General features: G+C 37.6%; 19 protein-coding genes and 1 tRNA gene. 9 read left to right on the forward strand and 11 right to left on the reverse strand.

Translation table 11 applies throughout. From position 1 onward, the window contains the following. Positions 1-4 precede the first annotated feature (4 nt). Both ESZ26_RS00265 and pepA read right to left on the reverse strand, forming a co-directional pair. Positions 5-484, reverse strand: coding sequence for a DNA polymerase III subunit chi (locus ESZ26_RS00265; RefSeq protein WP_146795915.1), 480 nt, complete (start codon positions 482-484; stop codon positions 5-7). 37 nt (positions 485-521) lie between these two features. Further along, complete coding sequence (gene pepA / locus ESZ26_RS00270) at positions 522-2,030, reverse strand: leucyl aminopeptidase (protein ID WP_146795918.1); 1,509 nt, start codon at positions 2,028-2,030, stop codon at positions 522-524. 241 nt (positions 2,031-2,271) lie between these two features. Between pepA and lptF the strand changes: the two genes are divergently transcribed. Then, positions 2,272-3,417 carry an LPS export ABC transporter permease LptF gene (gene lptF / locus ESZ26_RS00275; RefSeq protein WP_146795920.1) on the forward strand — a complete coding sequence of 382 codons (1,146 nt, stop codon included), beginning with the start codon at positions 2,272-2,274 and terminating at the stop codon, positions 3,415-3,417. Then, complete coding sequence (gene lptG, locus ESZ26_RS00280; protein ID WP_211361190.1) at positions 3,417-4,484, forward strand: LPS export ABC transporter permease LptG; 1,068 nt, start codon at positions 3,417-3,419, stop codon at positions 4,482-4,484. The genes lptF and lptG overlap by 1 nt, the downstream gene beginning before the upstream one ends. Before the next feature lie 102 nt (positions 4,485-4,586). Here the strand turns inward: lptG and ESZ26_RS00285 are convergent, their stop codons facing one another. Both ESZ26_RS00285 and ESZ26_RS00290 read right to left on the reverse strand, forming a co-directional pair. Further along, a complete protein-coding gene (locus tag ESZ26_RS00285; RefSeq protein WP_146795925.1) occupies positions 4,587-5,087 on the reverse strand; it encodes an RDD family protein in 501 nt (166 codons plus the stop codon). 182 nt (positions 5,088-5,269) lie between these two features. Beyond that, positions 5,270-6,034, reverse strand: coding sequence for an ice-binding family protein (locus tag ESZ26_RS00290; protein WP_146795928.1), 765 nt, complete (start codon positions 6,032-6,034; stop codon positions 5,270-5,272). Between the two features lie 391 nt (positions 6,035-6,425). On the opposite strand from ESZ26_RS00290, the gene ESZ26_RS00295 reads away from it, so the two are divergent. Continuing rightward, positions 6,426-6,510 (forward strand) — tRNA-Leu (locus tag ESZ26_RS00295). A gap of 125 nt (positions 6,511-6,635) precedes the next feature. Then, on the forward strand, positions 6,636-6,914 hold the full coding sequence (gene ppiC, locus ESZ26_RS00300) for a peptidylprolyl isomerase PpiC (RefSeq protein WP_146795930.1): 279 nt from the start codon (positions 6,636-6,638) through the stop codon (positions 6,912-6,914). Positions 6,915-7,167: 253 nt separating this feature from the next. On the opposite strand, the gene ESZ26_RS00305 is transcribed toward ppiC, so the two are convergent. After that, positions 7,168-7,782 (reverse strand): hypothetical protein, encoded by a 615-nt coding sequence (locus tag ESZ26_RS00305; protein WP_146795932.1) that lies wholly within the window; start codon positions 7,780-7,782, stop codon positions 7,168-7,170. A gap of 78 nt (positions 7,783-7,860) precedes the next feature. Next, positions 7,861-8,550 (reverse strand): hypothetical protein, encoded by a 690-nt coding sequence (locus ESZ26_RS00310; RefSeq protein ID WP_146795935.1) that lies wholly within the window; start codon positions 8,548-8,550, stop codon positions 7,861-7,863. A gap of 225 nt (positions 8,551-8,775) precedes the next feature. Between ESZ26_RS00310 and ESZ26_RS00315 the strand changes: the two genes are divergently transcribed. The 3 genes from ESZ26_RS00315 to ESZ26_RS00325 all read left to right on the forward strand — a co-directional run bounded on the left by ESZ26_RS00315 (position 8,776) and on the right by ESZ26_RS00325 (position 11,942). Then, on the forward strand, positions 8,776-9,174 hold the full coding sequence (locus ESZ26_RS00315; RefSeq protein WP_146795937.1) for a hypothetical protein: 399 nt from the start codon (positions 8,776-8,778) through the stop codon (positions 9,172-9,174). Positions 9,175-9,880: 706 nt separating this feature from the next. Continuing rightward, positions 9,881-10,207, forward strand: a complete 327-nt coding sequence (locus ESZ26_RS00320) for a hypothetical protein (protein ID WP_146795940.1) — start codon at positions 9,881-9,883, stop codon at positions 10,205-10,207. A 163-nt stretch (positions 10,208-10,370) separates the two neighbouring features. After that, positions 10,371-11,942 (forward strand): ATP-binding protein, encoded by a 1,572-nt coding sequence (locus tag ESZ26_RS00325; protein WP_146795942.1) that lies wholly within the window; start codon positions 10,371-10,373, stop codon positions 11,940-11,942. Positions 11,943-12,304: 362 nt separating this feature from the next. On the opposite strand, the gene ESZ26_RS00330 is transcribed toward ESZ26_RS00325, so the two are convergent. The 5 genes from ESZ26_RS00330 to ESZ26_RS00350 form a co-directional block, all read right to left on the reverse strand. Continuing rightward, positions 12,305-12,670: a hypothetical protein gene (locus tag ESZ26_RS00330; protein ID WP_146795945.1), complete on the reverse strand. Its 366-nt coding sequence runs from the start codon at positions 12,668-12,670 to the stop codon at positions 12,305-12,307. A 336-nt stretch (positions 12,671-13,006) separates the two neighbouring features. Beyond that, a complete protein-coding gene (locus ESZ26_RS00335) occupies positions 13,007-15,187 on the reverse strand; it encodes a malate synthase G (protein ID WP_146795947.1) in 2,181 nt (726 codons plus the stop codon). A 471-nt stretch (positions 15,188-15,658) separates the two neighbouring features. Further along, a complete protein-coding gene (locus ESZ26_RS00340) occupies positions 15,659-16,378 on the reverse strand; it encodes an LrgB family protein (RefSeq protein ID WP_223271637.1) in 720 nt (239 codons plus the stop codon). Continuing rightward, positions 16,375-16,752, reverse strand: coding sequence for a CidA/LrgA family protein (locus ESZ26_RS00345; protein WP_146795950.1), 378 nt, complete (start codon positions 16,750-16,752; stop codon positions 16,375-16,377). The genes ESZ26_RS00340 and ESZ26_RS00345 overlap by 4 nt, the downstream gene beginning before the upstream one ends. Positions 16,753-16,761: 9 nt before the next feature. Beyond that, the gene (locus tag ESZ26_RS00350) at positions 16,762-17,697 is read right to left on the reverse strand and encodes a LysR family transcriptional regulator (RefSeq protein ID WP_146795953.1); all 936 of its coding nucleotides are present in this window, start codon (positions 17,695-17,697) and stop codon (positions 16,762-16,764) included. Between the two features lie 342 nt (positions 17,698-18,039). Here ESZ26_RS00350 and ESZ26_RS00355 point away from each other — a divergent pair, with 342 nt between their 5' ends. Next, positions 18,040-19,623, forward strand: coding sequence for an isocitrate lyase (locus ESZ26_RS00355; RefSeq protein WP_146795956.1), 1,584 nt, complete (start codon positions 18,040-18,042; stop codon positions 19,621-19,623). A 665-nt stretch (positions 19,624-20,288) separates the two neighbouring features. Next, positions 20,289-21,755: an alpha/beta fold hydrolase gene (locus tag ESZ26_RS00360; RefSeq protein WP_146795959.1), complete on the forward strand. Its 1,467-nt coding sequence runs from the start codon at positions 20,289-20,291 to the stop codon at positions 21,753-21,755. The last annotated feature ends 1 nt before the right edge of the window (position 21,756 follow it).

Raw genomic sequence — 21,756 nt, forward strand, 5'->3', positions numbered from 1 at the left:
CTACTTAACTTGATTGAAGTGCATTAATTGACTTTGACTGTTGTGGCGCGGTTTGATTATCCACTTGAAATCCCCATTGACGATAGCCTTTATAGCGCTCTCGAGCTTGTTGTTTTAGGGTTTCATCACTGGGTACAAAGTCAACAATGTGTGAAAACTGATTAGCAAAGTGAGGCACTGTGCTGGTTAAATTTATTAAAATAGCGCGGCGGTTAGTGGGCGGTTGCCAACTAATTTCAACAGCAGCGCCATTTTTAGGGCCTTCGCCCGGTAAATTGTGAGGAACAAAACTGTCAGGTTCAAATGCCCAAAGTAGTTCATCCAATTGATGAGCCATCTGTTGATCGGCGCAGTAAATAAATACCCGCTGATTTTGGCGATAAAAATTAGCAGCCTGCAAACAAGCATGAGCATGCGACTGTTCAGCCACCTGCTCATGCTTTGCATCTTCTTCAAGCAAATAAAACATTACTTGTGTTTGCATGTTCGCGTTGTTCCTTTTATTTCTTTTAAATCTTAAATTATTCGCTTTGCTCTGCACCAGCACGATTCAATAAAAATTGCGTCAGCAAGCTTACCGGGCGGCCAGTAGAGCCTTTGTCTTTACCACCGCTGCGCCAAGCAGTACCGGCAACATCAAGATGTGCCCAATGGTACTTTTTAGTGAAACGGGCTAAGAAACAGGCAGCCGTAATAGTACCGGCGGCTTTGCCACCTAAATTGGTGAAATCAGCAAATGGGCTTTCTAGCTGTTCTTGATATTCTTCCCATAACGGTAAACGCCATGCGCGGTCACCACTTTGTTCTGAAGCATTCAATAATTCATGTGCTAATGGGTTGTGCGTGCTTAATAAGCCAGATGCATGCTTGCCTAGGGCAACCACACAGGCACCGGTAAGGGTTGCCACATCAATAACAAGTTCAGGGTCATAACGTTCAACATAGGTGAGGGCATCACACAAGACCAAACGACCTTCTGCATCGGTGTTTAATACCTCAACTGTTTGGCCTGACATGGTCGTTAAAATATCACCAGGGCGATAAGCATCACCACCGGGCATATTTTCACAACCGGCTAAAACACCAATAACGTTAATCGGCAACTGCAATTCTGCTAGGGCATGCATCGCACCTAAAACACCGGCTGCGCCACCCATGTCATATTTCATTTCGTCCATGGCTTCGCCGGGCTTTAATGAAATACCACCGGCGTCGAAAGTCACACCTTTACCGACTAAAACAATCGGATTAACATCACTACCCGCACCATTATATTTAATAATGCTCATAATCGATTCGTTGCGAGAAGCTCGGCCAACGGCAAGGTATGAGTTCATACCCAATTCTTCCATCTCTTTCTCGCCAATTATTTCGGTGCTGACATTGTCGTAATCATTTTCTAAAATTTTAGCTTGTTCTGCTAAATAAGCTGGGTTACAGATGTTTGGCGGCATATTAGCAACATTTTTACAGGTTGTTATACCTTCTGAAACAGCAAGCGCATGAGAAATAGCGCGTTCGCCCAGTGGCAACTCTCGACGAGTCGGGACATTAAAAACCATTTTACGTAGAGGACGGCGTGCTTCAACCTTGCGAGTTTTTAGTCCGTCAAAGCTGTATAAGCAGTCTTGAGTCGCTTCAACAGCTTGGCGTACTTTCCAATAGGTATCGCGACCTTTAACGTGTAATTCTGATAAAAAACAAACCGCTTCCATCGAACCCGTTTCATTTAACGTACTAATTGTTTTACTGATTATTTGTCGGTATTGGCGTTCATCAAGTTCACGTTCTTTACCACAGCCAACCAGCAAAACACGTTCGCTTAAGATATTAGGCACGTGATGAAGCAGTAACATTTGACCTGACTTACCTTCTAAATCACCGCGACGTAATAAGTTACTGATATAGCCTTCACTAATTTCGTCAAGTTGTTCAGCAATCGCTGAAAGGCGGCGAGGTTCAAAAACGCCAACGACTATACAGGCGCTACGTTGCTTTTCGGGACTACCACTTTTTACGTTGAACTCCATGAGCTCTCCTAATTCGTACAAAAACAAGCTGTTTTTAAATGAAATTTACGAGTAAACTTGTTTAAATCTATAAATAATCGTTATGCTTACTTTTAAAAGTATTCAGCTACAGGCTATAATTATAGCTTGGTGCAAGCGAATTACCCTCAGAGCAAAAATTAATATTACTTATGAAAACGACAAGTTTACTTAAAAATAGAGCAGATGTCAGAAAAAAACGATGTTTTTATAGGGAATTCTTATGATTATCTTTCGTTATTTACTTAAAGAAGTCGCTAAAACTCAATTAGCGGTTTTCTTAGTGCTGATGACCATTTTTATTAGTAATAAATTTGTCCGTATTCTTGATGATGCAGCCGAAGGTGGTATCCCTGGACACTTGGTTATGGTCTTTATTGGCTTGAAGATACCTGACTTAGCGGGAATGATTTTACCCTTGAGCTTATTTCTTGGGGTTTTACTCGCTTACGGCCGTATTTATGCCGATAGCGAAATGACAGTATTACATGCCTGTGGCGTCAGCGAATGGTACGTAGTGCGGGTTACACTGATTTTAAGTTTTGTGACTGCGATATTTACTGGTATTTTTACGCTATACCTATCACCTATGGCCTCAGAATATGAGTATCAAGTTAAAGAACAATTAGCCGCAGACTCAGGGTTAAGTTCGCTTATTGCTGGTCGATTTCAAACGACAGGTAATGAAAAAGCCGTAATTTTTATTCATGACAAAAATCGTGATGACAACACCTTTGAAAAAGTGTTTGTTGCGCAACTACCCGATAAAAAAGCCACGGATAAAAGTATTATTAATGCCAGTTTAGTTTATGCACAAACCGGACAAGTGATTGAGGAAGAAAGTGGCTCACAGCGTTTAGTTTTGAGTGACGGTACACGTTATCAGAACGATACTAAAAGCAAAGAATTCAAGGAAGTCTTTTTTGATAAATACTATATTCAAATACAAGATCAAAAAGTGGCGCACAAAAATAGAAAATTAAGAGCTATTCCTACCCAAGATTTGTTTGAAGAAGATACCGCTGCTTTTAGCGCGGAAAGTCATTGGCGTATTGCTTTTCCCATTGCGTGCTTGATCATGACATTAATTGCCGTGCCCTTAAGTGTTGTCAATCCAAGGCAAGGGAAATTTGCTAAAATGTTACCAGCGTTATTGCTATTTTTAGGTTATTTTTTAATGTTAACTGCGGTGCGTTCTGGTGTTGAGTCGGGCACAATACCCAAAAATTTAGGTTTATGGCCAGTACACTTTTTTGTGCTTGTTTTAGGGGTAAGTCTACTGATTAAAGATCGTAGTTTCGGGATGAAATTTAAAGCTAAACTTCCACTATTATTTCGTAACTTTACCCGTAAAGGAACATCATCATAATGCGTATATTAGACATGTACATAGGTCGAATTATTGCATCTACAACGCTGTTAACGTTATCGGTGTTTGTTAGCTTAAGTGGTATCATTAAGTTTGTTGAAGAAATGAAAACCGTGGGCAAGGGCAACTATGATATTGCCCATGCTGCTTTATTTGTGCTTTATAAAATCCCACCCGATATTGAAATGTTTTTCCCGATGTCAGCATTAATTGGCGGTTTAATCGGTATGGGCATGCTGGCAACAAACAGTGAGCTTGTTGTTATGCAAGCGGCAGGTCTTTCTCGAGTCGATATTATTAAATCTGTGATGAAGTCGGCAATAATTCTTGTTTTTATCAGCATGGCGGTTGGAGAATGGTTAGCGCCGGTTGGAGAATTAGCAGCAAGACAGCTTAAAGCACAGGCTATTTCTGGCGGTAGCTTAATTTCATCTGCTGATGGAACTTGGGCGAAAGACGGCGATTATTTTGTTCATATTGGTGAAGTCGAAGATAAAGGTAAATTAAACGATGTGCAAATATATCGCTTTGATAAGTCATTAAAACTATCAAGTTGGTTATCTGCAGATAGTGCCATTTATCAAAAAGATGCCTGGCAGCTGCGTGATGTTGTCGATACCCATTTAAGTGAAAATCAAATGGTCACCGAGTCATCACCGGTAAAAATGTGGACATCAAGTTTGACCCCTGAAAAGCTTGGCGTCGTTATGGTAACTCCCGAAGCATTATCATTACGGGGCTTGTCTGAATACTTAAGTTATTTGGAAGAAAACAACCAAGACTCAAGTCGTTACGAACTGGCTTTTTGGCGAAAAATAGTTCAGCCGCTAACTGTTGCGGTAATGCTGTTACTTGCCTTATCTTTTGTCTTTGGGCCTTTGCGTTCTGTTTCGATGGGGGCAAGAATTATGATGGGAGTAGCGACAGGGATTTTGTTCTTTATTACTAACGAAGTACTGGGGTCGTTAAGTTTAGTGTATCAATTGCCTGCAGCTTTTGGCGCGTTAATGCCCAGTTTTATCTTTGTATCATTAGCGTTATATCTAATGAATAAACGCCCCAGTTAACTTTTACCCGCGCGCCTCTTAGCCGATATGTGTCATTAGACGGCATGATAATCACATCTATCATGCCTAACTTTTTCGCACTGTATCTAGGGGGGATTTGCTCTACAAACGACCACGGTTAGCCTCTAACGTTAAAACCACCACTTCTGTATCTGTTAACCTGTCTTGTAAACTTAATTTATTTTTACGATCAAAAATCACCGTAAAGTTACCTAAACCTAACAACGTAGGGAGTAACCTTTTTAGGCCAGTCACTTTATTAATTAAAGAACCATCTTGGTTTTGCACACGTAAACGCCACGCTTTCATTCCTAAGGTTTGACCGGTTTTAGACCAAAACCAAATAAAGAAAAACGACACCCAAGCAAGTTTCCAAAACTCATTTGGCCACTTTAACCAAGCCGTATTGGCAATAGCATCAGAAAAATGTTCGTAGCCTTGTAAGCCAAACAAACCAAAGTGAAAACCTAAGTACATCAATAAAAATGACATTGCGCCAGCAGTCATATAAACAGCAATGGCAATTAAAAGATCATAAACCCAAGAAGCTACGCGGCGGCGAAAACCAGCACGGGGGAAATGTTGAGATGAAATGAAAGTCATAAGTCACATGAATAATAAATTTTCAACAGTTTATCAAACACAATAGGTAAAGTATAAGAGAGATCATTATTTGTGTTTCTTATCACTAGAATAGCGTTAAGAAACGACATATAAAAATGATTGCAGTATCGAATATTGCGATCTTTAAACTTATATGTCGTTAGCGGCTTTCCTCTAAGCTGTTATTGAGGTGCGTCTTCTATATATTGCTCAGTCGGTGCGTTAATGGTGTTTTTTTGCAATGTGACCGCAGTTTGAGCCAATAGTCTACCGTTGACAGTGGTTCCAGTATTAACAGAAATCAAGGTTTTGCTGAGTACGATACCTTCAAAAGATGCATAAGTGCCAAGTGCGGTATAGCCAGCTACTTGCCAGAAAATGTTTTTGGCTAAAGCTCCACCCGTTAAAGTGACTCGCTTGGCATTTTCCTGATTTAAATTACCCGATATTTGCATGATCCAGACATCATCCATAGTGCCATTAAAAGTAACATCTGTACTGATGTTTACATCAGAAGACCATTTATAAACACCGGGCTTTAGTGTTAGGCCACCAATCTCTCCGGCACCAAGTTCGGTATGATCAGCGGGTACTCTACCTGCAGCGTCATTGTAGGCAATGCCCATATCACTAACCGCTAATCCCAAAATGTAGGGCGAGTTTATCGAGCAGGGCAGTGGACCAGCAGAGTCAACCGTATATACAGCGCCGGATACTTCATCACAGTTGAGTAAAAGCGCAGCGCCGGTAATTGGGCTAGTACCGACATTACCAGTTACAGCAGACGGATAAACATCAGTAATGCCAGATTTACTCAATATGGTGAAAGTACCTGCTTCGCCAAGTTCAACCGCATAGGGGCCTGCGGCCATAACATTTCCAGCAAAAACACTTCCCATAATTAAGGGTATAAGTACTTTTTTCGAATTGCTTATTAAGGTTTTCATAATATTTCTCCATATGGAATTATCAATTTACAGTAAGTAAATTGTTACTAAGCTCACTCCATAGCTATGTTATACCACACAAGAATCACTTTAGATTGGGATCAAATGACTTGTTTATATATTAAGCAGTTTATTTTCAATCAGCGAGGAGTATAGCTGAGTCGGTTGTTGAGGATTAAATTCAATCTGTTGACTAACTTAGGCCCACATTTAAAGTTATACAGGTCTAAATAGCTCAAAATAGACCAAATAATAAACATACACACCAACGAGGAATAAAAACTATTGCTTAATAAAGTTATTTTCGTATAATGCCGAGCAGATTCATTAATGCTCTGGCGTTCTTGATAAACAGTTTAAATTTTTGGTAGCTACTACGAAAAATATTTAAGCCGCAGTGGTGGAATTGGTAGACACGCCGGATTCAAAATCCGGTTTCGAAAGAAGTGACGGTTCAAGTCCGTCCTGCGGTACCATATATAGAAAGCCCTGATTCGAAAGAGTCGGGGTTTTTTTATTTCCGAAAGATAATATTCAAATAGATGAGTCATAAGCCGCTATAATATGCGTGTTTATTAGATAGTATTAAAAAGGTTTCAATATGGCATCAACAGCGCATGCACTTCACATTTTAGTTAAGCATAAAGAAATTGCAGAAGATATTATTAAGCAACTAGCTAAAGGCGCTAAGTTTCAAACATTAGCTAAAAAACATTCGTCATGTCCATCGGGTAAAAAAGGCGGTGATTTAGGCGAGTTTAGACGAGGTCAAATGGTACCTCAGTTTGATAAAATAGCCTTTAACGGCGCAATATTAGAACCTCATCTTGTTAAAACTAAATTTGGCTGGCATGTCATTAAAGTACTTTATCGGACTTAATTTACAACGAGTGAGTTTAATACAGCTTCTTTTTAAAATTTCTCCCAAAGAATCTTTGTTCAAGCCCTACAGCTATTATCACATTTAAAGCTCTGTTTTTAATCAGATTAAGTTTTTATGGGAATTTTGTGTGCAACACTGGCTAGGTCAAAAAATGATCGCTATGTTAATTAAAACCGCAGGTTTACTCTATCTATGCTATCGATAATAAATAGGTAATGACGTTGATAATGAAATGGTTTATAAACTATGACTAAAACTTAATAGCTAAACCAACAGAAATACTTCCATCAAGCCACAGACCATCTTCTAACAAAGCATGGCAGATACTTTCTTGACAAAATAACTGATTATCTTCTTCTATATAACTTGCATAACCTCGAAGCTCTGTAACAAGAGCGACATTATTTGATAGTTCGTAGCGCGTGCCAAAAGCCATAGTGAGGGAGGGGTAGATTTTGTCTTTACTGTCAGTTTCAAAATAGCTGGCGCCGATACCTAGCGAAATGGTAGTGACATAATTTTGCTGTTTAAGTTGGGTAACACCACTGAAATGCAAGTAGCTAACATCGAAGGAATGCTCTTGGAAATCTGTACTACTGATAAAGTCGTGGCTAACGGTATTAAGTAATATTTGTCCCTGACCATTAGGTGAATCCTGCCAAGCGATTGCTAAACCATAATTTGTATCATCAGCAACAACAACGCGAGTGCCGTTTTGGCTGTTGATGAGATCAGCACTGAACATTTGCCCAACAAAGGGGGTTATTTCTATATCTCGAGCATCGCTGGTAATAGGAGATAACAATAAAGCTGCATTGATAAGTATGATGCAAATGAAATTTGCTGGCGTTAATGACGTTTGCATTTTACTACCTTGTTCAAATAGGGATAAAAAATTAAAGAGTAAGTTATTATTAGCTGGGTTAGTTGACTAATTCAAGTTTTACAAAGTTTTAGTAAGTAAAGCTGCTTGGTTATTTAATGCGATCAGTAATTCTTCAAATAATTTAATACCAATAGTTTCACCTGGGCTACCTGCTTCGTTATCAATACTTTTCAATGCAAAGCTAGGTAATTTTTTAGTGATTATTGCTGCGTCTTTATCACCTATTAAATTAAGTACTGCCGAGTTTACCGTGATTTTAGTCACCTTTAAAAAACGAGGCGTTATTTTAATTTGTTGGGGACTTTCAATACTGTTGTCTTTGAGGGTGAATTGAGCAATATTTTTTTGTACTGTTGCGAGTAATTCTTTAAAGCTGTTACCATTTTCGTTGTAATGAAGAAAAGCACTCAAGCCATCAATAGTAATACTCTCGATAATAATGATATCTTCTTTTAAACTGTCACGGTCAATCACTAAATTAATGGCAGCAATGCTCAGTGTCGATTCTTTAGTTGTCGCAATATTCGACAATGGTGTTGGGCTTATAACAAACTTGGTAATGGTGCCTGTACCCTGGTACCCATGGACAGTGACATTTTCAACCGTTACTTTTTGTTGGCTTAGTTGCGAACCAATACTCTGTAGTTGATTTTTAATATGAAAATTTAAAGAGTCACTGGCTAAAAACCATAGCGCAGCACCACACGATAATAATAAAACAAAAATTATGGCTGCAAATTTGTTCAAGGTTTGATCCTAAGTTGTATAGCAAAAATTTATTATAACGCACTTTTATTATTGAATTTTAAATGGATATATATTTTAACTGAACTTAATGATAATGAGCGTGTTTTTTATTCAGCTTGATTAAAAACTATACATGGGATATAAAAAGGATGAATAACGAAAATTAATAAAAAATATATAAAAAATATATAAAAATAATAATAATAGTAAAAGTAAGGATCGTTAGTGGTATCTATAAATAAAAAGTTGTGGTCGTTTAACTTCGGCTGCCTAATTGCAGGCACGTTTTTTTGGTTAGTGAGTTTTGGGGTTTCTGCTCCCATATCTGAAGTATTTCATTCCTACCCCCATTTTATACTTAACTACCATGCTGGTGTGGTAACCGCTTTTACCGCATTCTTGTTAACGGGTGCTATTATTTTTATTATGCGTAGCTTTTTCAATGTTTGTGCAAGTGAGCATACTTTTTGGTTAATGTTACCAAGTTTAGGCTTTATTATTTTAGCGATACTCTTTAGTCAGTCAATATTAATAACCATGCTCTATGCCGCATTTCCTGCATTAATTGTTATGCTGAGCAGCGCAATAATGAGACGGATACCTAAATATAAAACATTAGCCTAAAGCCCTTAAATAAGTTTGGCTATAAAGTATTTAATCATGATTGTTTATCTAATAATTAATATTATTCTTTAATCAACCATGATAAAAATATTAAAGAAACTACCTCCGCAGAAACGCTAAACTAGACTTTATTATAGCGAACATTTATTGATGCTTTGCAAGGCGCTTTTACAAAATTTTACCGTGCTTCCTTGTTACATTTCGATATTAACATCCCATCGGTAAGTCGAAAAAAGCGCTTTGGAAATGCTTGTATGGCAAGTGCTTGATATTATTTGCATTAAACTTATTACTGTGCCCCTGTTGTCCCTTCATTAACTTCCCTTAATTCAAGGTATGTGTTTATTGTTTAATGTTAAAGCAGGCGTTTTAAAAGTCAGTATTGATGAACCATCACTGACTGTAAAGAGCACCGCGGCAACTTCTTCATTAGCGTATCGATCGCTTTTTAAAGCAAATAGTGACGCTTAACATATTATTGGTAAGGTGCTCTGGCATCATAATTAATAGCGGCACATGCGAGTGCTTGTGCAATTAAAAGTAGCCTATGTATGGGTAAAAGCTTAGTTAAAACTCAGCTTCTTTCTCAGCAAGTAAAATACCAAGATAGCTATTGTTAAGCGATTGAAAATTTAAAAGACTACATCAATAAGGCGGATATTATTTCTTGTGCTAGGCTAAGTACTGAATGATTTATTGTTGGTAAATGGTACAAAAAGGTCAACATTTAGATATGGTTGAAGCTTACCGACCCGAAACGCGTGAAATGGATGATCTATGTTTACTACACTCACACATTTGTGTTGATAATATTTTTAGCGCCTTATATGACACCGGCGATTTAGCTCTTCGGTTACAAGCTAAGGTTATAGTTGCTGAACATCTTAAAGCTGACTTATTATCTCTGTGTGATAAATATTATGTTTTCGAACGAAAAATAGCAGATATCACTATTATGAAATTGGTAGGATATGTATTAGAAAATATTAGCGCCGCTAAACTTGTTGCTCAATATGTTATTGCCAGTAAATAACACTTAGTTCGTTAAATACGCCTGTGTTATTTTTTATTGATAGGTTTACGTGGTTATTTCTATTGACATTAAACCAGATCAATATTTAAATGATGTCATAAAACTTGTTTTAAGTAATACAAATAGTCGTATCTATTTTACTGCTTTATTGATGGTGTGATAAATGGAAAAATCTGGATCCTTTAATAGTAAATTAAGCCGTAGAGTACTTATTTACATTTTGCTATGTAGTTCGGTGTTATCTATCAGCTCAGCTTTTATTCAATTGTATGTTAACTATCATGAAAGTCTTACCACGTTAGATCAACGATTTAGCAATGTTGAAACAAGTTATCTTCAGTCCATATCGACCAGTCTGTGGGATTTTAACGAGCCGTTAGTTCAACAACAAATTCAAGGTATTGTAAAATTACCCGATATTAGCCATGTTAAAATTGTCACCGGCTTTGGTAAAACTTATCAATTTGGTGATGAAAATATATCCGCTGATAAAGTGGTGGAGTATCCGATATTTTACAGTGAAAACGATATTGGTTTGCTTATTGTTACTGCAAGTTATAAAGATATCTATCAACGACTGTGGCAGCAAGCGGGCTTTATTTTAACCGCAGAAGTGATCAAGATTTTTATTGTCGCATTTTTTATTATTTTTATTGTTCATTGGCTTATCACTCGTCATATTTATCATATTACTTATTACTCGCAACAAGTCGCTGCTGATAAAATAGATACTCCTTTAGTATTAAGCTCTCGTCCAAAAGCCAAAGACGAACTCGATGAGCTTGCAGAAACGATTAACAATATGCGTACCACCTTAAAAAACGATATTTTAAAGCTGGAAGATGCTGAAAATGCCTTGATTAACCTTAATGGCGAACTTGAAGTAAAGGTTTATGACCGAACGGCTAAATTGGCTTCGAGCAATAAACAATTACAACAATCCTTAGATGACTTAACGTTAGCAAAAGATCAACTAGTGCAATCAGAAAAAATGGCCTCTCTAGGGCAATTGGTCGCTGGTGTTGCGCATGAAGTCAATACGCCATTGGGTATCTGTGTGACCTCAATAACGGCGTTAAAAGAGAAGGTCTTGGAATTAAACCATTCGGTAGAGACTGAAAATCTGACCAAATCCCACTTAACCAAAACATTGGGTCTGCTAATTGAATACCAAAATATTATTGAAAGGAGTTTAAACAAAGCGGTTGAATTAATTCGAGGTTTTAAATCAGTTGCTGTTGAGCAACACACAGACCCAGAGTTGAAGATTAATTTATCCAGTCATGTTAACGATGTTGTTAATACGGTAAAAACACTGTTTAAACGTAAAAAATATATCATTAATATTGAAATAGATGAAAAACTTAATTTAATCACTTATCCAAGTGCATGGAATCAAATTCTGACAAATTTTTTAACTAATTCACACATTCATGGTTTTGACGAAAGAGAAAATGGCGAGATATCAATAAAGTTTGTTGAGGATGATGGCTTTTTAACACTGACTTATAGTGATAACGGCAAGGGATTAGATAGCACTGTTGTTAACCGTATATTTGATCCGTTTGTAACCACTAAACGTGGCCAAGGGGGCTCAGGCCTAGGAATGAATATTGTATATAATTTAGTGGATGCAAAATTAAAAGGCACTATTAAATGTCTAGATACAAAAGAAGGCTGTAGCTTTGAGGTTAGGGTACCGATAAAGAAGAAAAAAGGTGAACTTGAAGCCTAAACTTTACTCGGTCATAGGAACAACAAAAAGCCCTTGAGGCTTTTTTTTTACTGCTAACTTAGGGTAATGTCTGGTTTAACATATTTAAAAATAGTTGTCTGCGTTTAATCTAGTTGAGCTAATTGCTGTAACTTGGCATTACGAGCCATACTTATATTGTTAGTAAATGAAGTCTAAATTGATGTATTGCTTAGCTACAAAAGCAGGTTCTAATTTAGGGTACCGAGAAAGAAGAAAAAAGGTGAACTTGAAGCCTAAACTTTACTCGGTCATTGGAACAACAAAAAGCCCTTGAGGCTTTTTTTTTACTGCTAACTTAGGGTAATGTCTGGTTTAACATATTTAAAAATAGTCGTCTGCGTTTAATCTAGCTGAGTTAATTGCTGTAACGGTATCTCATGAGTGTTAGCTTTATCGTCAACAAATAAAGTTGAAATCAACTGCTGTAATTTATCATTAAAAATGATGGCCAACTCAAAATATTCATTTTTAGTGGTTGTTGTGCATGTGTTGAGCTCTTGTAAGCCATTGTCTGGTTTTAGTAATGGCTTTTCTTTTGCGCCACCTTCATTAGCTACTTTAGGAAAAGCAAACATATAAGTGATAGTGGTTAGTGCTTTGTTCATCTTGGGGTTACTTGATTCTGCTGAAGCAGTCGAAAGGGTACAGCACAATCCAATGATGCTGAATATGGCACTTAACGCTAGCGTTTTAATATGTGATTTCATGTTGCGATCCTCGTCTTATAAATTCACAGAGCATTGACTACAAAACTTCTCTATTGAAAACAATGTTACCGTTACTATTTTATTGAAATTGTAACTAGAATGTTTACACTCCAACTATAAATTGTTAAAAAATATATAGCTAGTGATATAAGTTCAAAGGCCAAAAATTTGAGTTTAATAGCTGTTAACCTTTATTTATCACGACAACTTATCACTAAATGAGTGTTAGCTAGGTAGACAGGTCATTGCGGGAAAAAGTTTCATTGAGCTAAAATAAAAAAAGAAATATTAAAATTAAAATTAATATTTCTTTTTTAGAGACTGAAAATCAATAGATTAAGCGAGTTGCTTCACTTTTAGTCGGTAACTATGTAATAAGGGCTCGGTATAACCATTAACTTGTGTCGTGCCTAAAAACACTAAATCGCAAGCGGCTTTAAAAGCGATACTCTTTTCAAAGTTACTTGCCATTGGTTGATAGTTAGCATCATTTTTATTTTGGCTATCAACCGTTTTAGCCATCTTTTTCAAACTGGCTAACACTTGTTTTTCACTACAAACTTTATGCTTCATCCAATTGGCCATATGTTGACTAGAGATACGTAAAGTTGCTCTATCTTCCATTAAACCGACATTATTAATATCAAGCACTTTTGAACAACCGACACCTTGATCAATCCATCGCACAACGTAGCCTAAAATACCCTGAGCGTTATTATCGAGTTCATCAGAGATCTCCTGCTCACTCCAGTTGGTGTCTTTTGCCAGTGGGATAGTTAAGATATCATCTAAGTTAGCTGGAGTGCGTAGCATTAACTTTTTCTGAAGCGCGAAAACATTCTCTCTATGATAGTGTAAGGCATGCAAAGTTGCTGCTGTTGGAGACGGTACCCAAGCGGTATTTGCCCCAGCTTGTACGTGATTTATTTTAGTGGCTAGCATATTCAACATTTGATCAGGGATTGGCCACATACCTTTACCAATTTGTGCTTTGCCGCTAAAGCCACAGGCTAAGCCCACATCAACATTATTATCTTCATAAGCACTTATCCAGGGTGTTAGCTTGATATCTGCTTTTTTAGCGATAATACCTGCCGCCATCGACGTATGAATTTCATCACCGGTACGGTCTAAAAAGCCGGTGTTAATAAAGACCACACGAGACTTAGCTTGAGCGATACAAGCCTTTAAATTGACACTTGTGCGACGCTCTTCATCCATTATGCCCATTTTTATGGTGTTTCTTGTTAACGCTAAGGCATCTTCGACTTGTTCAAATAAAGTATTCGCAAAAGCGACTTCTTCTGGACCATGCATTTTGGGTTTAACAATATAAATAGATTTTTCTGCACTATTACAAAAAGTCTTGGTATCTGCCGTTTGCTGTAAATTGAGACTAGCGATGAGTGAGGTTACCATGGCATCAATAATACCTTCTGGTACTTCAGAGCCATCGGCTAATAAAATGGCATTGTTTGTCATTAAATGGCCGACATTACGAACAAACATTAAACTACGGCCTTTTAGCGTTAAATTCGCGCCATCAGTTTGCTGATACTGTCTGTCAACCGCCATAGTGCGTTGAATCGTTTTGCCATTTTTGATTAAGTCTGTGGTTAAGTTACCTTGCATTAAGCCTAACCAGTTTTTATAAGCGATTACTTTATCATCAGCATCTACCGCCGCGACAGAGTCTTCACAATCCATAATGGTTGTTAAAGCCGACTCAAGGGTGATGTCAGAAATACCTGCTTGATCACTTTTTGCGATTACACTGTTTTCATCAAAGTTAATTTCAAAGTGTAAACCATTATGTGCAAATAATAGTGCGCTTGGTGCATCTATTGCGCCTTGATAACCTTTAAAAGCATCGCCGTTTTCAAGTCTAACGGTTTCGCCACTTTCAAGTGTAACCGTTAAATGAGTATCAGATATTTTGTAGTGCTTCGCTTGGACGTGACTGCCAGCCATTAATGGAATACTTTGATCTAAAAATTGTCGGGCAAATTCAATAACCTTTTGACCACGAACAGCATTATAGCCACCAGCGTTTTCAGCCCCATTTTCTGCTGATATCACGTCGCTACCATAAAGGGCGTCATATAAACTTCCCCAACGTGCATTAACGGCGTTAATAGCAAATCTAGCGTTCATTATGGGTACCACGAGTTGTGGGCCCGCCATCGTTGCTAACTCAGCATCTACGTTTTCGGTTGTTATGGTAAAGTCATCAACCTCAGGTACTAGGTAGTTAATGTCTTTTAAAAACTGTTTATATGATGAAAAATCGAAGTTATCGCCAAAATTATTCTGATGCCAACCATCTATACTTGCTTGTAAATCATCACGTGTAGCCAACAAAGCTTTATTTATCGGCGTTAATTTTTCAATGATTGTTGAGAAGTTTTGCCAAAAATCTGTTGGTGAAATTAGGCTATGAGGAAGTACATCTTGTTCAATAAACTGATGTAAACATTGCGCTACTTGGATATTTTGGATCTTTATGTACGGGGTCATCATATTTCCTCTTGTGCAATCATTTACGCAACTTTTATTTGAATATTTAACGATGGCGTAAATATTTTTATCATAAATGTATTTTAATCCTCTTTCTAAAAAGGGATTAAAGATAATTAATAACAGTATCTAAGTGCAATGTAGGAGGTATTATTTTTTCATGCAAGAGCTGAAAAAAGTTTCCTAAAAAAATTAGTTATTGCTTTTGTGTTTTGATGATTGGTTTTTATTATATCTAAATGATAACTATAGACTATTTAGTTTTTTATTTTATCAAAAATAACCCAATAGCTAATTATTGTTATTAATAATAGCTACCATAAGTGCTGTGAATGTAAGTTGTTTGATTTGTTTTTTCTGTGAATGTAGTTTTGATAAAGAGCTTTAATTATTTTTATAAACAATATTATTGTAAAGCTGTAATAGAGTATTAATGATGATCATCCTAGATAGTGCAATTTTTGTTGGTGGTTATTGTAAAAAATGGGCCAAGGTATTAATGATCATGGGGCTAAAAATGGCAGAGATAACCGCTGAAATAATCAAAGCCAATGAACTGTAGGCAGCATGTTCATAACTCACTTTGCTAATTGTCGCGGTTCCCAACGCATGGCTAGCCGCGCCAATAGCTAAGCCTTGTGCTTTAGGTGAGGTGACCTTAATTAATGATAGCCAAGGTGGGCCTAATAACGCGCCAAATAATCCAGCTAAAATTATCGCAAATGCGGTGATTGAGTTACTGCCATTGAGCTGTTCTGTTAATGCTATGCCAATCGGAGTTGTTACCGACTTCAAAGAAAGTGATACGGCAATATCGTATTGATTAATAGTCAATAAGGTAATAATAAAACTTATCGATATTGCGATAAATACCCCGACCAATAATAGTACCATTATATGTCGCCATTGTTTTTTTATGGTTTGCAGATGCTGGTATAACGGGAAGCCCAAAGCCACAACCGCAGGCTCTAAGAGTTTATTTAATGAGGTGGTTGCTTGGTAATATTGTTCAAAAGGAATGTTAAATAGTAACAAAAATGGGATCAGCGTTAGAATCGATAATAGCATTGGATTTAACCATGCTTTTTGTAGTTTTTGCTGCAATTTGGCATAGCTGTGATAAACCGCAAGGGTAAGCAGTATGAAAAATAAGGCAGCGCTTATCATTGATATTAGGGTCGGGCTTATCACTTACTTTGCTCTTTAATTGCTGTTAATTGTTGTCGATTAAGTTGTCGCTGATAAACAAGGCCAACAAAAGTGAGTAATAAAAAGGTAGTGAAAAAAATAATGGTCACTAAGGTAAAACCATGCGCTTTGATTAACTCAAAATGATTAATGATGCCAACACCCGCCGGAACAAAACAAACGGCCATATTAGCCAACGCCCATTCAATACAAGGTTGAATGCGCTTAGCATTAAGTATTTTGAAATGGAGTAACATGGTAAATATCATCATGCCATATAAACTTGCAGGGAGGATCGGCAGGAAAGCCTCAATCACTTTTCCTGTTAATAAACAAAGCCCTACCGAAAATATACTGTAGATTATATGACTAAACATCGCGTGATATTACCCTTGTGCTGCCGCTTCAATAACCAATTGTCTAAACCATATATGACTAGCGTCATGATGTAATAACGGGCTCCAAATCATTTTTAATTCGATATCAGGAATGTCAAAAGGGGGATCTACAATAGTATATTTATTATCATCTTTGTGTAATAAAGCCGCTTTTGTTGGTAAAGTCGCGATTAAGCCATCTTCATGAGCGAGTTGCATGGCAACATGATAATTACGGGTAAAAACCTTTATATCTCGTTGTTTACCTAAACGCGCTAAAGCTTCATCTACCCAACCCAATTTTTGTACGTCCTTGGGATCCATACCCACGCCAACCCCAAAGCCAGTTTTAGACACCCAAACATGCTTTGATGACAGATAAGTGTCTAAATTGAATTCAGCAACATAAGGGCTATTAGCACTTAACAAACATGAGAATGAATCACGCCAGATAGTTTTCTGATGAAAAGACTGTGGTAATTCATCAAAGCGGTTAATCGCCATATCAATTTTTCCGGCTTCAACGTCATGAAAAGTTACGTCACTTGGCGTCATAATATCAATAGTCACATTCGGCGCAATTTCATTTATTTTTCTTAATAAACTTGGCAGTAACGTTGAAGCTGCATAATCACTTGCCATAATGCGGAAAACGCGTTGACTGTGCTTTTCATTAAACTCTTCTTCGCCCTGCAGTGCTTCTTCAAGTTCTAATAAAATTTTTCTGATCACCGGTGCTAAAGCGCGCGAGCGTTCTGTTGGTACCATGCCATCAGATGTTCTTACTAATATCGGATCATTAAATAAGTTTCTTAGTCTTTTTAAACCGTTACTCATTGCCGGTTGGGTAATATTAAGCTGGCTTGCTGAACGAGTAACATTTTTTTCTCTTAGTAAAACATCAAGGTAAATAAGTAGATTTAGATCGATTTTAGCAATATTCATAGTTTTTATGACCAACAGAAATAATATAACTAATGTATATGTCATGGGCAGAAAAATAAATCAAGAAGTTTTCAGTGTTGAATAAAAATATTTATCACCTTTTTAACGGGTAATACTGATATTTATGCTCGTTAGTTATTGAAAAGAAAGTACAATTATTATTTTTACACTTGGTATTTATCTTGTGAATGGTAGTGATTGATATTATATATTTCAAGAATACTCTCAGGATGTTCTAGACTTTGTCTTGTTCGGTGTGTTTGCTTTAATTTTTACTTTTTATTTTAAGTGTTGAAGCTAACAAGACCTTTTAAAAATATTACAAGACTCTTGGAGAGTGCTATGTCTAATTATCAAAATGCAATAGAAGCGGTTAAAGCGATTAAAGCAAATGCAGGTACCTCGTGGGATACTATTAATCCTGAGTCAATAGCTCGTATGCGAGCACAGAATAAATTCAAAACTGGTTTAGATATCGCTCAATATACTGCAGACATTATGCGTCGCGATATGGATGCTTATGATGCTGATAGCTCTAAGTATACTCAGTCTTTAGGTTGCTGGCACGGTTTTGTTGGCCAACAAAAAATGATTTCTATTAAGAAACATTTTGGTGGTAAAACAGACCGTCGTTACTTATACCTTTCAGGTTGGATGGTTGCAGCACTTCGCTCAGAATTAGGTCCTCTTCCTGATCAATCAATGCACGAAAAAACATCTGTAGCTGCTTTAGTTAAAGAACTTTATACTTTCCTTCGCCAAGCCGATGCACGTGAACTAGGTGGTCTTTTTCGCGACCTAGACGCAGCAAGTGCCGCTGATAAAGCCGCAATTCAAGATAAGATTGATAACCATGTTACACACGTTGTACCAATTATTGCTGACATCGACGCTGGTTTTGGTAATGCAGAAGCCACTTACCTTATGGCTAAGCAAATGATTGAAGCGGGCGCTTGTGCTCTTCAAATCGAAAACCAAGTTGCTGATGAAAAGCAATGTGGTCATCAAGATGGTAAAGTTACGGTTCCTCATGCAGATTTTCATTCAAAAATTCGTGCCTTACGTCATGCATTCCTTGAACTAGGTATCGACAACGGTATTATCGTTTCACGTACTGACTCTGAAGGTGCTGGCCTGACTAAAGAAATCGCAGTTGTTAAAACGCCAGGCGATCAAGGTGATATCTATAACTCTTTCTTAGATGTTGAAGAAATTGACGTAGCTGACATGGCTGAAGGCGATGTATGCTTTAACCGTGACGGTAAACTTGTTCGTCCTAAACGTTTACCTTCTGGTTTATACCAATTCCGTCAAGGTACTGGTGAAGAACGTTGTGTATTTGACAGCATCGAAGCAATTAAAGCCGGCGCTGATTTGTTATGGATAGAAACAGCGACACCTAACGTTGCCGATATCACGGCCATGATGGATGAAGTTCGTAAAGAAATTCCAAATGCTAAACTTGTTTACAACAACAGCCCATCATTCAACTGGACATTAAACTTCCGCCAGCAAGCGTTTGACGCTATGGTTGCTGCAGGTGAAGATGTATCTAACTATGTACGTGGTGATTTAATGAATGTTGATTACGATACGACTGAGTTAGCGGCATCAGCAGATGATAAAATCCGCAGTTTCCAAGCTGAGACTTCACGCAAAGCGGGTATTTTCCATCACTTAATCACACTTCCTACTTATCATACAACAGCATTGTCTGTAGATAACTTAGCTAAAGAATACTTTGGCGATGCGGCGATGCTTGGTTATGTTGAAGGTGTACAACGTAAAGAAATTCGTCAAGGTATTGCCTGTGTTAAACATCAAAACATGTCAGGCTCTGACATGGGTGATGATCACAAAGAATACTTTGCTGGTGAGAACGCACTTAAAGCAGGTGGCGAGAACAACACCTCTAACCAGTTCTAATCACGATTAAAAACAGTTTTCTCTAGAAGTAAAAAACCGAATAGCATTCATTGTTATTCGGTTTTTTTATGTACAGGATGTACGGTATGTCGTGGTGCCATGGATGGCAATGAACGACGAATGGTCAGGATGTACGGTATGTCGTGGTGCCATGGATGGCAATGAACGACGAATGGTCAGGATGTACGGTATGTCGTGGTGCCATGGATGGCAATGAACGACGAATGGTCAGGATGTACGGTATGTCGTGGTGCCATGGATGGCAATGAACGACGAATGGTCAGGATGTACGGTATGTCGTGGTGCCATGGATGGCAATGAACGACGTATGGTCAGGACAGTTCTTAGGCATCCATGCCTTCGCTGCATTAGTGCTTCCTGCACGTCATTTTAGTTCCAGACTCATCATAAGTAGGGACTTAGTGTTTGTCTGGAACAGAAAACTGTATTTAAGTATCAGGATGACTGTGTATTGTTCTGGATGAAGGCTTAGCGCTCAGGAATACGGTGCCTTGGTCGAAACCACCAATCTTTGCTTAAAATAATACGGCTAAATATCATATATAAACAATCACTTAAAAGTAAATTTAACTTTATTAAAATAAACTGTAATAAAACACCTCAGGCTGAGACTATAGGTTCGATATTTTAAAAGGAATAAAATAATGAACATAAAATGGCAAAGCCTTTTAGCATTAAGTTTACTGAGTTTTAGCTCGCTACTCTTGGCTGATAATAATGATACACAAAAAAATAATAAAGAAATTTTAACTTTAGAAAACTGCCACTTAAAAGGCATTAAGTCACAAGTTCAATGTGGCACATTACAAGTACCTGAAAATTATAGTTTACCTGATGGTGAAACAATAACCGTTAACTTTGCGGTACTACCGGCTATTGATAGCAGTCAAAATAAAACCCCATTAATGTTTTTAGCGGGTGGCCCTGGTCAAGCATCGGTTGAATTAGCCGCGCATATATTTAGTACTTTTGCTGAAATTAAAAAGTCGCATGACATTATTTTAGTGGATCAACGGGGAACGGGGAAATCACATCCTTTAGCGTGTGATGAAAATGAAGTAAGCAACGCTTATGAAATTATACCTGAAGACTTTTCGCCACAAGAAATCAAAGACTGTATCGCACAATTTACAGGCGACTTAAGTCAATATAATTCAGAAAATGCTATTCGTGACTTTGATGCAGTTCGGGTTGCGCTCGGCCATGACAAAATTAATATCTATGGTGGCTCTTATGGCACACGTGCCGCTTTGGTTTATATGCGCCTTTTCCCTAATGCCCTTAAAAGTGTGGTACTTGATAGTGTTGGTCCGATTGAAGTGCCTATTGGTACTTTTGGTCAAAGTTCCGCGCGTTCATTTAATTTATTACTCGACAATTGCCAACAAGACGAAAGTTGTAACACTGCTTATCCATCATTAAAAGATGACTTTAAAGCGGTTATTACTCGACTAGAACAAGCGCCGGTAAATATTAAAATAGCTCATCCCCGCTTAGGTACAAAGACTGATTTCGTATTAAGTCGTAGTAAGTTTATTAGTAATTTACGCATGCAACTATACTCTATGCAAACACGACCTTTAGTGCCCTTGGTTATACATCAGGCTTTTTTAGGTAACTATCAACCTATGGTAGGTTTAATTGCTATGTCAGAAGGGGGCATGGGTATGTATGTAGGCTTAACGTTAAATGTTGTCTGCAATGAAGACTTTCCTAAAATTACTACTGAGATGTTTGCTGGCGATGCCGACAATACCTTTGGTGGCAATGATAGTCATAGTGCTTGGCTGCAAGCGTGTCCGTTATGGCCTAAGTATGCGGTGAGTGAGGACTTCTATCAAAGTGTTACCGCTAATATCCCAACACTTATTTTATCAGGAAATTTAGACCCAGTAACACCGCCGAGTAACGGTGATGAATCTGCGAAAACCTTACCTAATAATCACCACATTGTTTCTAAAAATAGTGCACACATTGTTGCTTCAACGCCTTGCGGTATTGAGATTGTTAATGAGTTTATCGAAACACTCGATCCGAAGAATTTAGATGAGTCGTGTTTAGCTGAGTTAAAAAGTGAAACATTTATGACGCATTTAAACGGCAACCTATAAG

This window comes from Colwellia hornerae (genome assembly GCF_007954355.1).
Taxonomy (GTDB): domain Bacteria; phylum Pseudomonadota; class Gammaproteobacteria; order Enterobacterales; family Alteromonadaceae; genus Colwellia_A; species Colwellia_A hornerae.

Excerpts from the sequence above, each read along its gene's own strand:
- ESZ26_RS00265 (WP_146795915.1), bottom strand. The coding sequence starts at position 484 with ATGCAAACACAAGTAATGTTTTATTTGCTTGAAGAAGATGCAAAGCAT.
- pepA (WP_146795918.1), bottom strand. The coding sequence starts at position 2,030 with ATGGAGTTCAACGTAAAAAGTGGTAGTCCCGAAAAGCAACGTAGCGCC.
- lptF (WP_146795920.1), top strand. The coding sequence starts at position 2,272 with ATGATTATCTTTCGTTATTTACTTAAAGAAGTCGCTAAAACTCAATTA.
- lptG (WP_211361190.1), top strand. The coding sequence starts at position 3,417 with ATGCGTATATTAGACATGTACATAGGTCGAATTATTGCATCTACAACG.
- ESZ26_RS00285 (WP_146795925.1), bottom strand. The coding sequence starts at position 5,087 with ATGACTTTCATTTCATCTCAACATTTCCCCCGTGCTGGTTTTCGCCGC.
- ESZ26_RS00290 (WP_146795928.1), bottom strand. The coding sequence starts at position 6,034 with ATGAAAACCTTAATAAGCAATTCGAAAAAAGTACTTATACCCTTAATT.
- ppiC (WP_146795930.1), top strand. The coding sequence starts at position 6,636 with ATGGCATCAACAGCGCATGCACTTCACATTTTAGTTAAGCATAAAGAA.
- ESZ26_RS00305 (WP_146795932.1), bottom strand. The coding sequence starts at position 7,782 with ATGCAAACGTCATTAACGCCAGCAAATTTCATTTGCATCATACTTATC.
- ESZ26_RS00320 (WP_146795940.1), top strand. The coding sequence starts at position 9,881 with ATGGTACAAAAAGGTCAACATTTAGATATGGTTGAAGCTTACCGACCC.
- ESZ26_RS00325 (WP_146795942.1), top strand. The coding sequence starts at position 10,371 with ATGGAAAAATCTGGATCCTTTAATAGTAAATTAAGCCGTAGAGTACTT.
- ESZ26_RS00330 (WP_146795945.1), bottom strand. The coding sequence starts at position 12,670 with ATGAAATCACATATTAAAACGCTAGCGTTAAGTGCCATATTCAGCATC.
- ESZ26_RS00335 (WP_146795947.1), bottom strand. The coding sequence starts at position 15,187 with ATGACCCCGTACATAAAGATCCAAAATATCCAAGTAGCGCAATGTTTA.
- ESZ26_RS00345 (WP_146795950.1), bottom strand. The coding sequence starts at position 16,752 with ATGTTTAGTCATATAATCTACAGTATATTTTCGGTAGGGCTTTGTTTA.
- ESZ26_RS00350 (WP_146795953.1), bottom strand. The coding sequence starts at position 17,697 with ATGAATATTGCTAAAATCGATCTAAATCTACTTATTTACCTTGATGTT.
- ESZ26_RS00355 (WP_146795956.1), top strand. The coding sequence starts at position 18,040 with ATGTCTAATTATCAAAATGCAATAGAAGCGGTTAAAGCGATTAAAGCA.
- ESZ26_RS00360 (WP_146795959.1), top strand. The coding sequence starts at position 20,289 with ATGAACATAAAATGGCAAAGCCTTTTAGCATTAAGTTTACTGAGTTTT.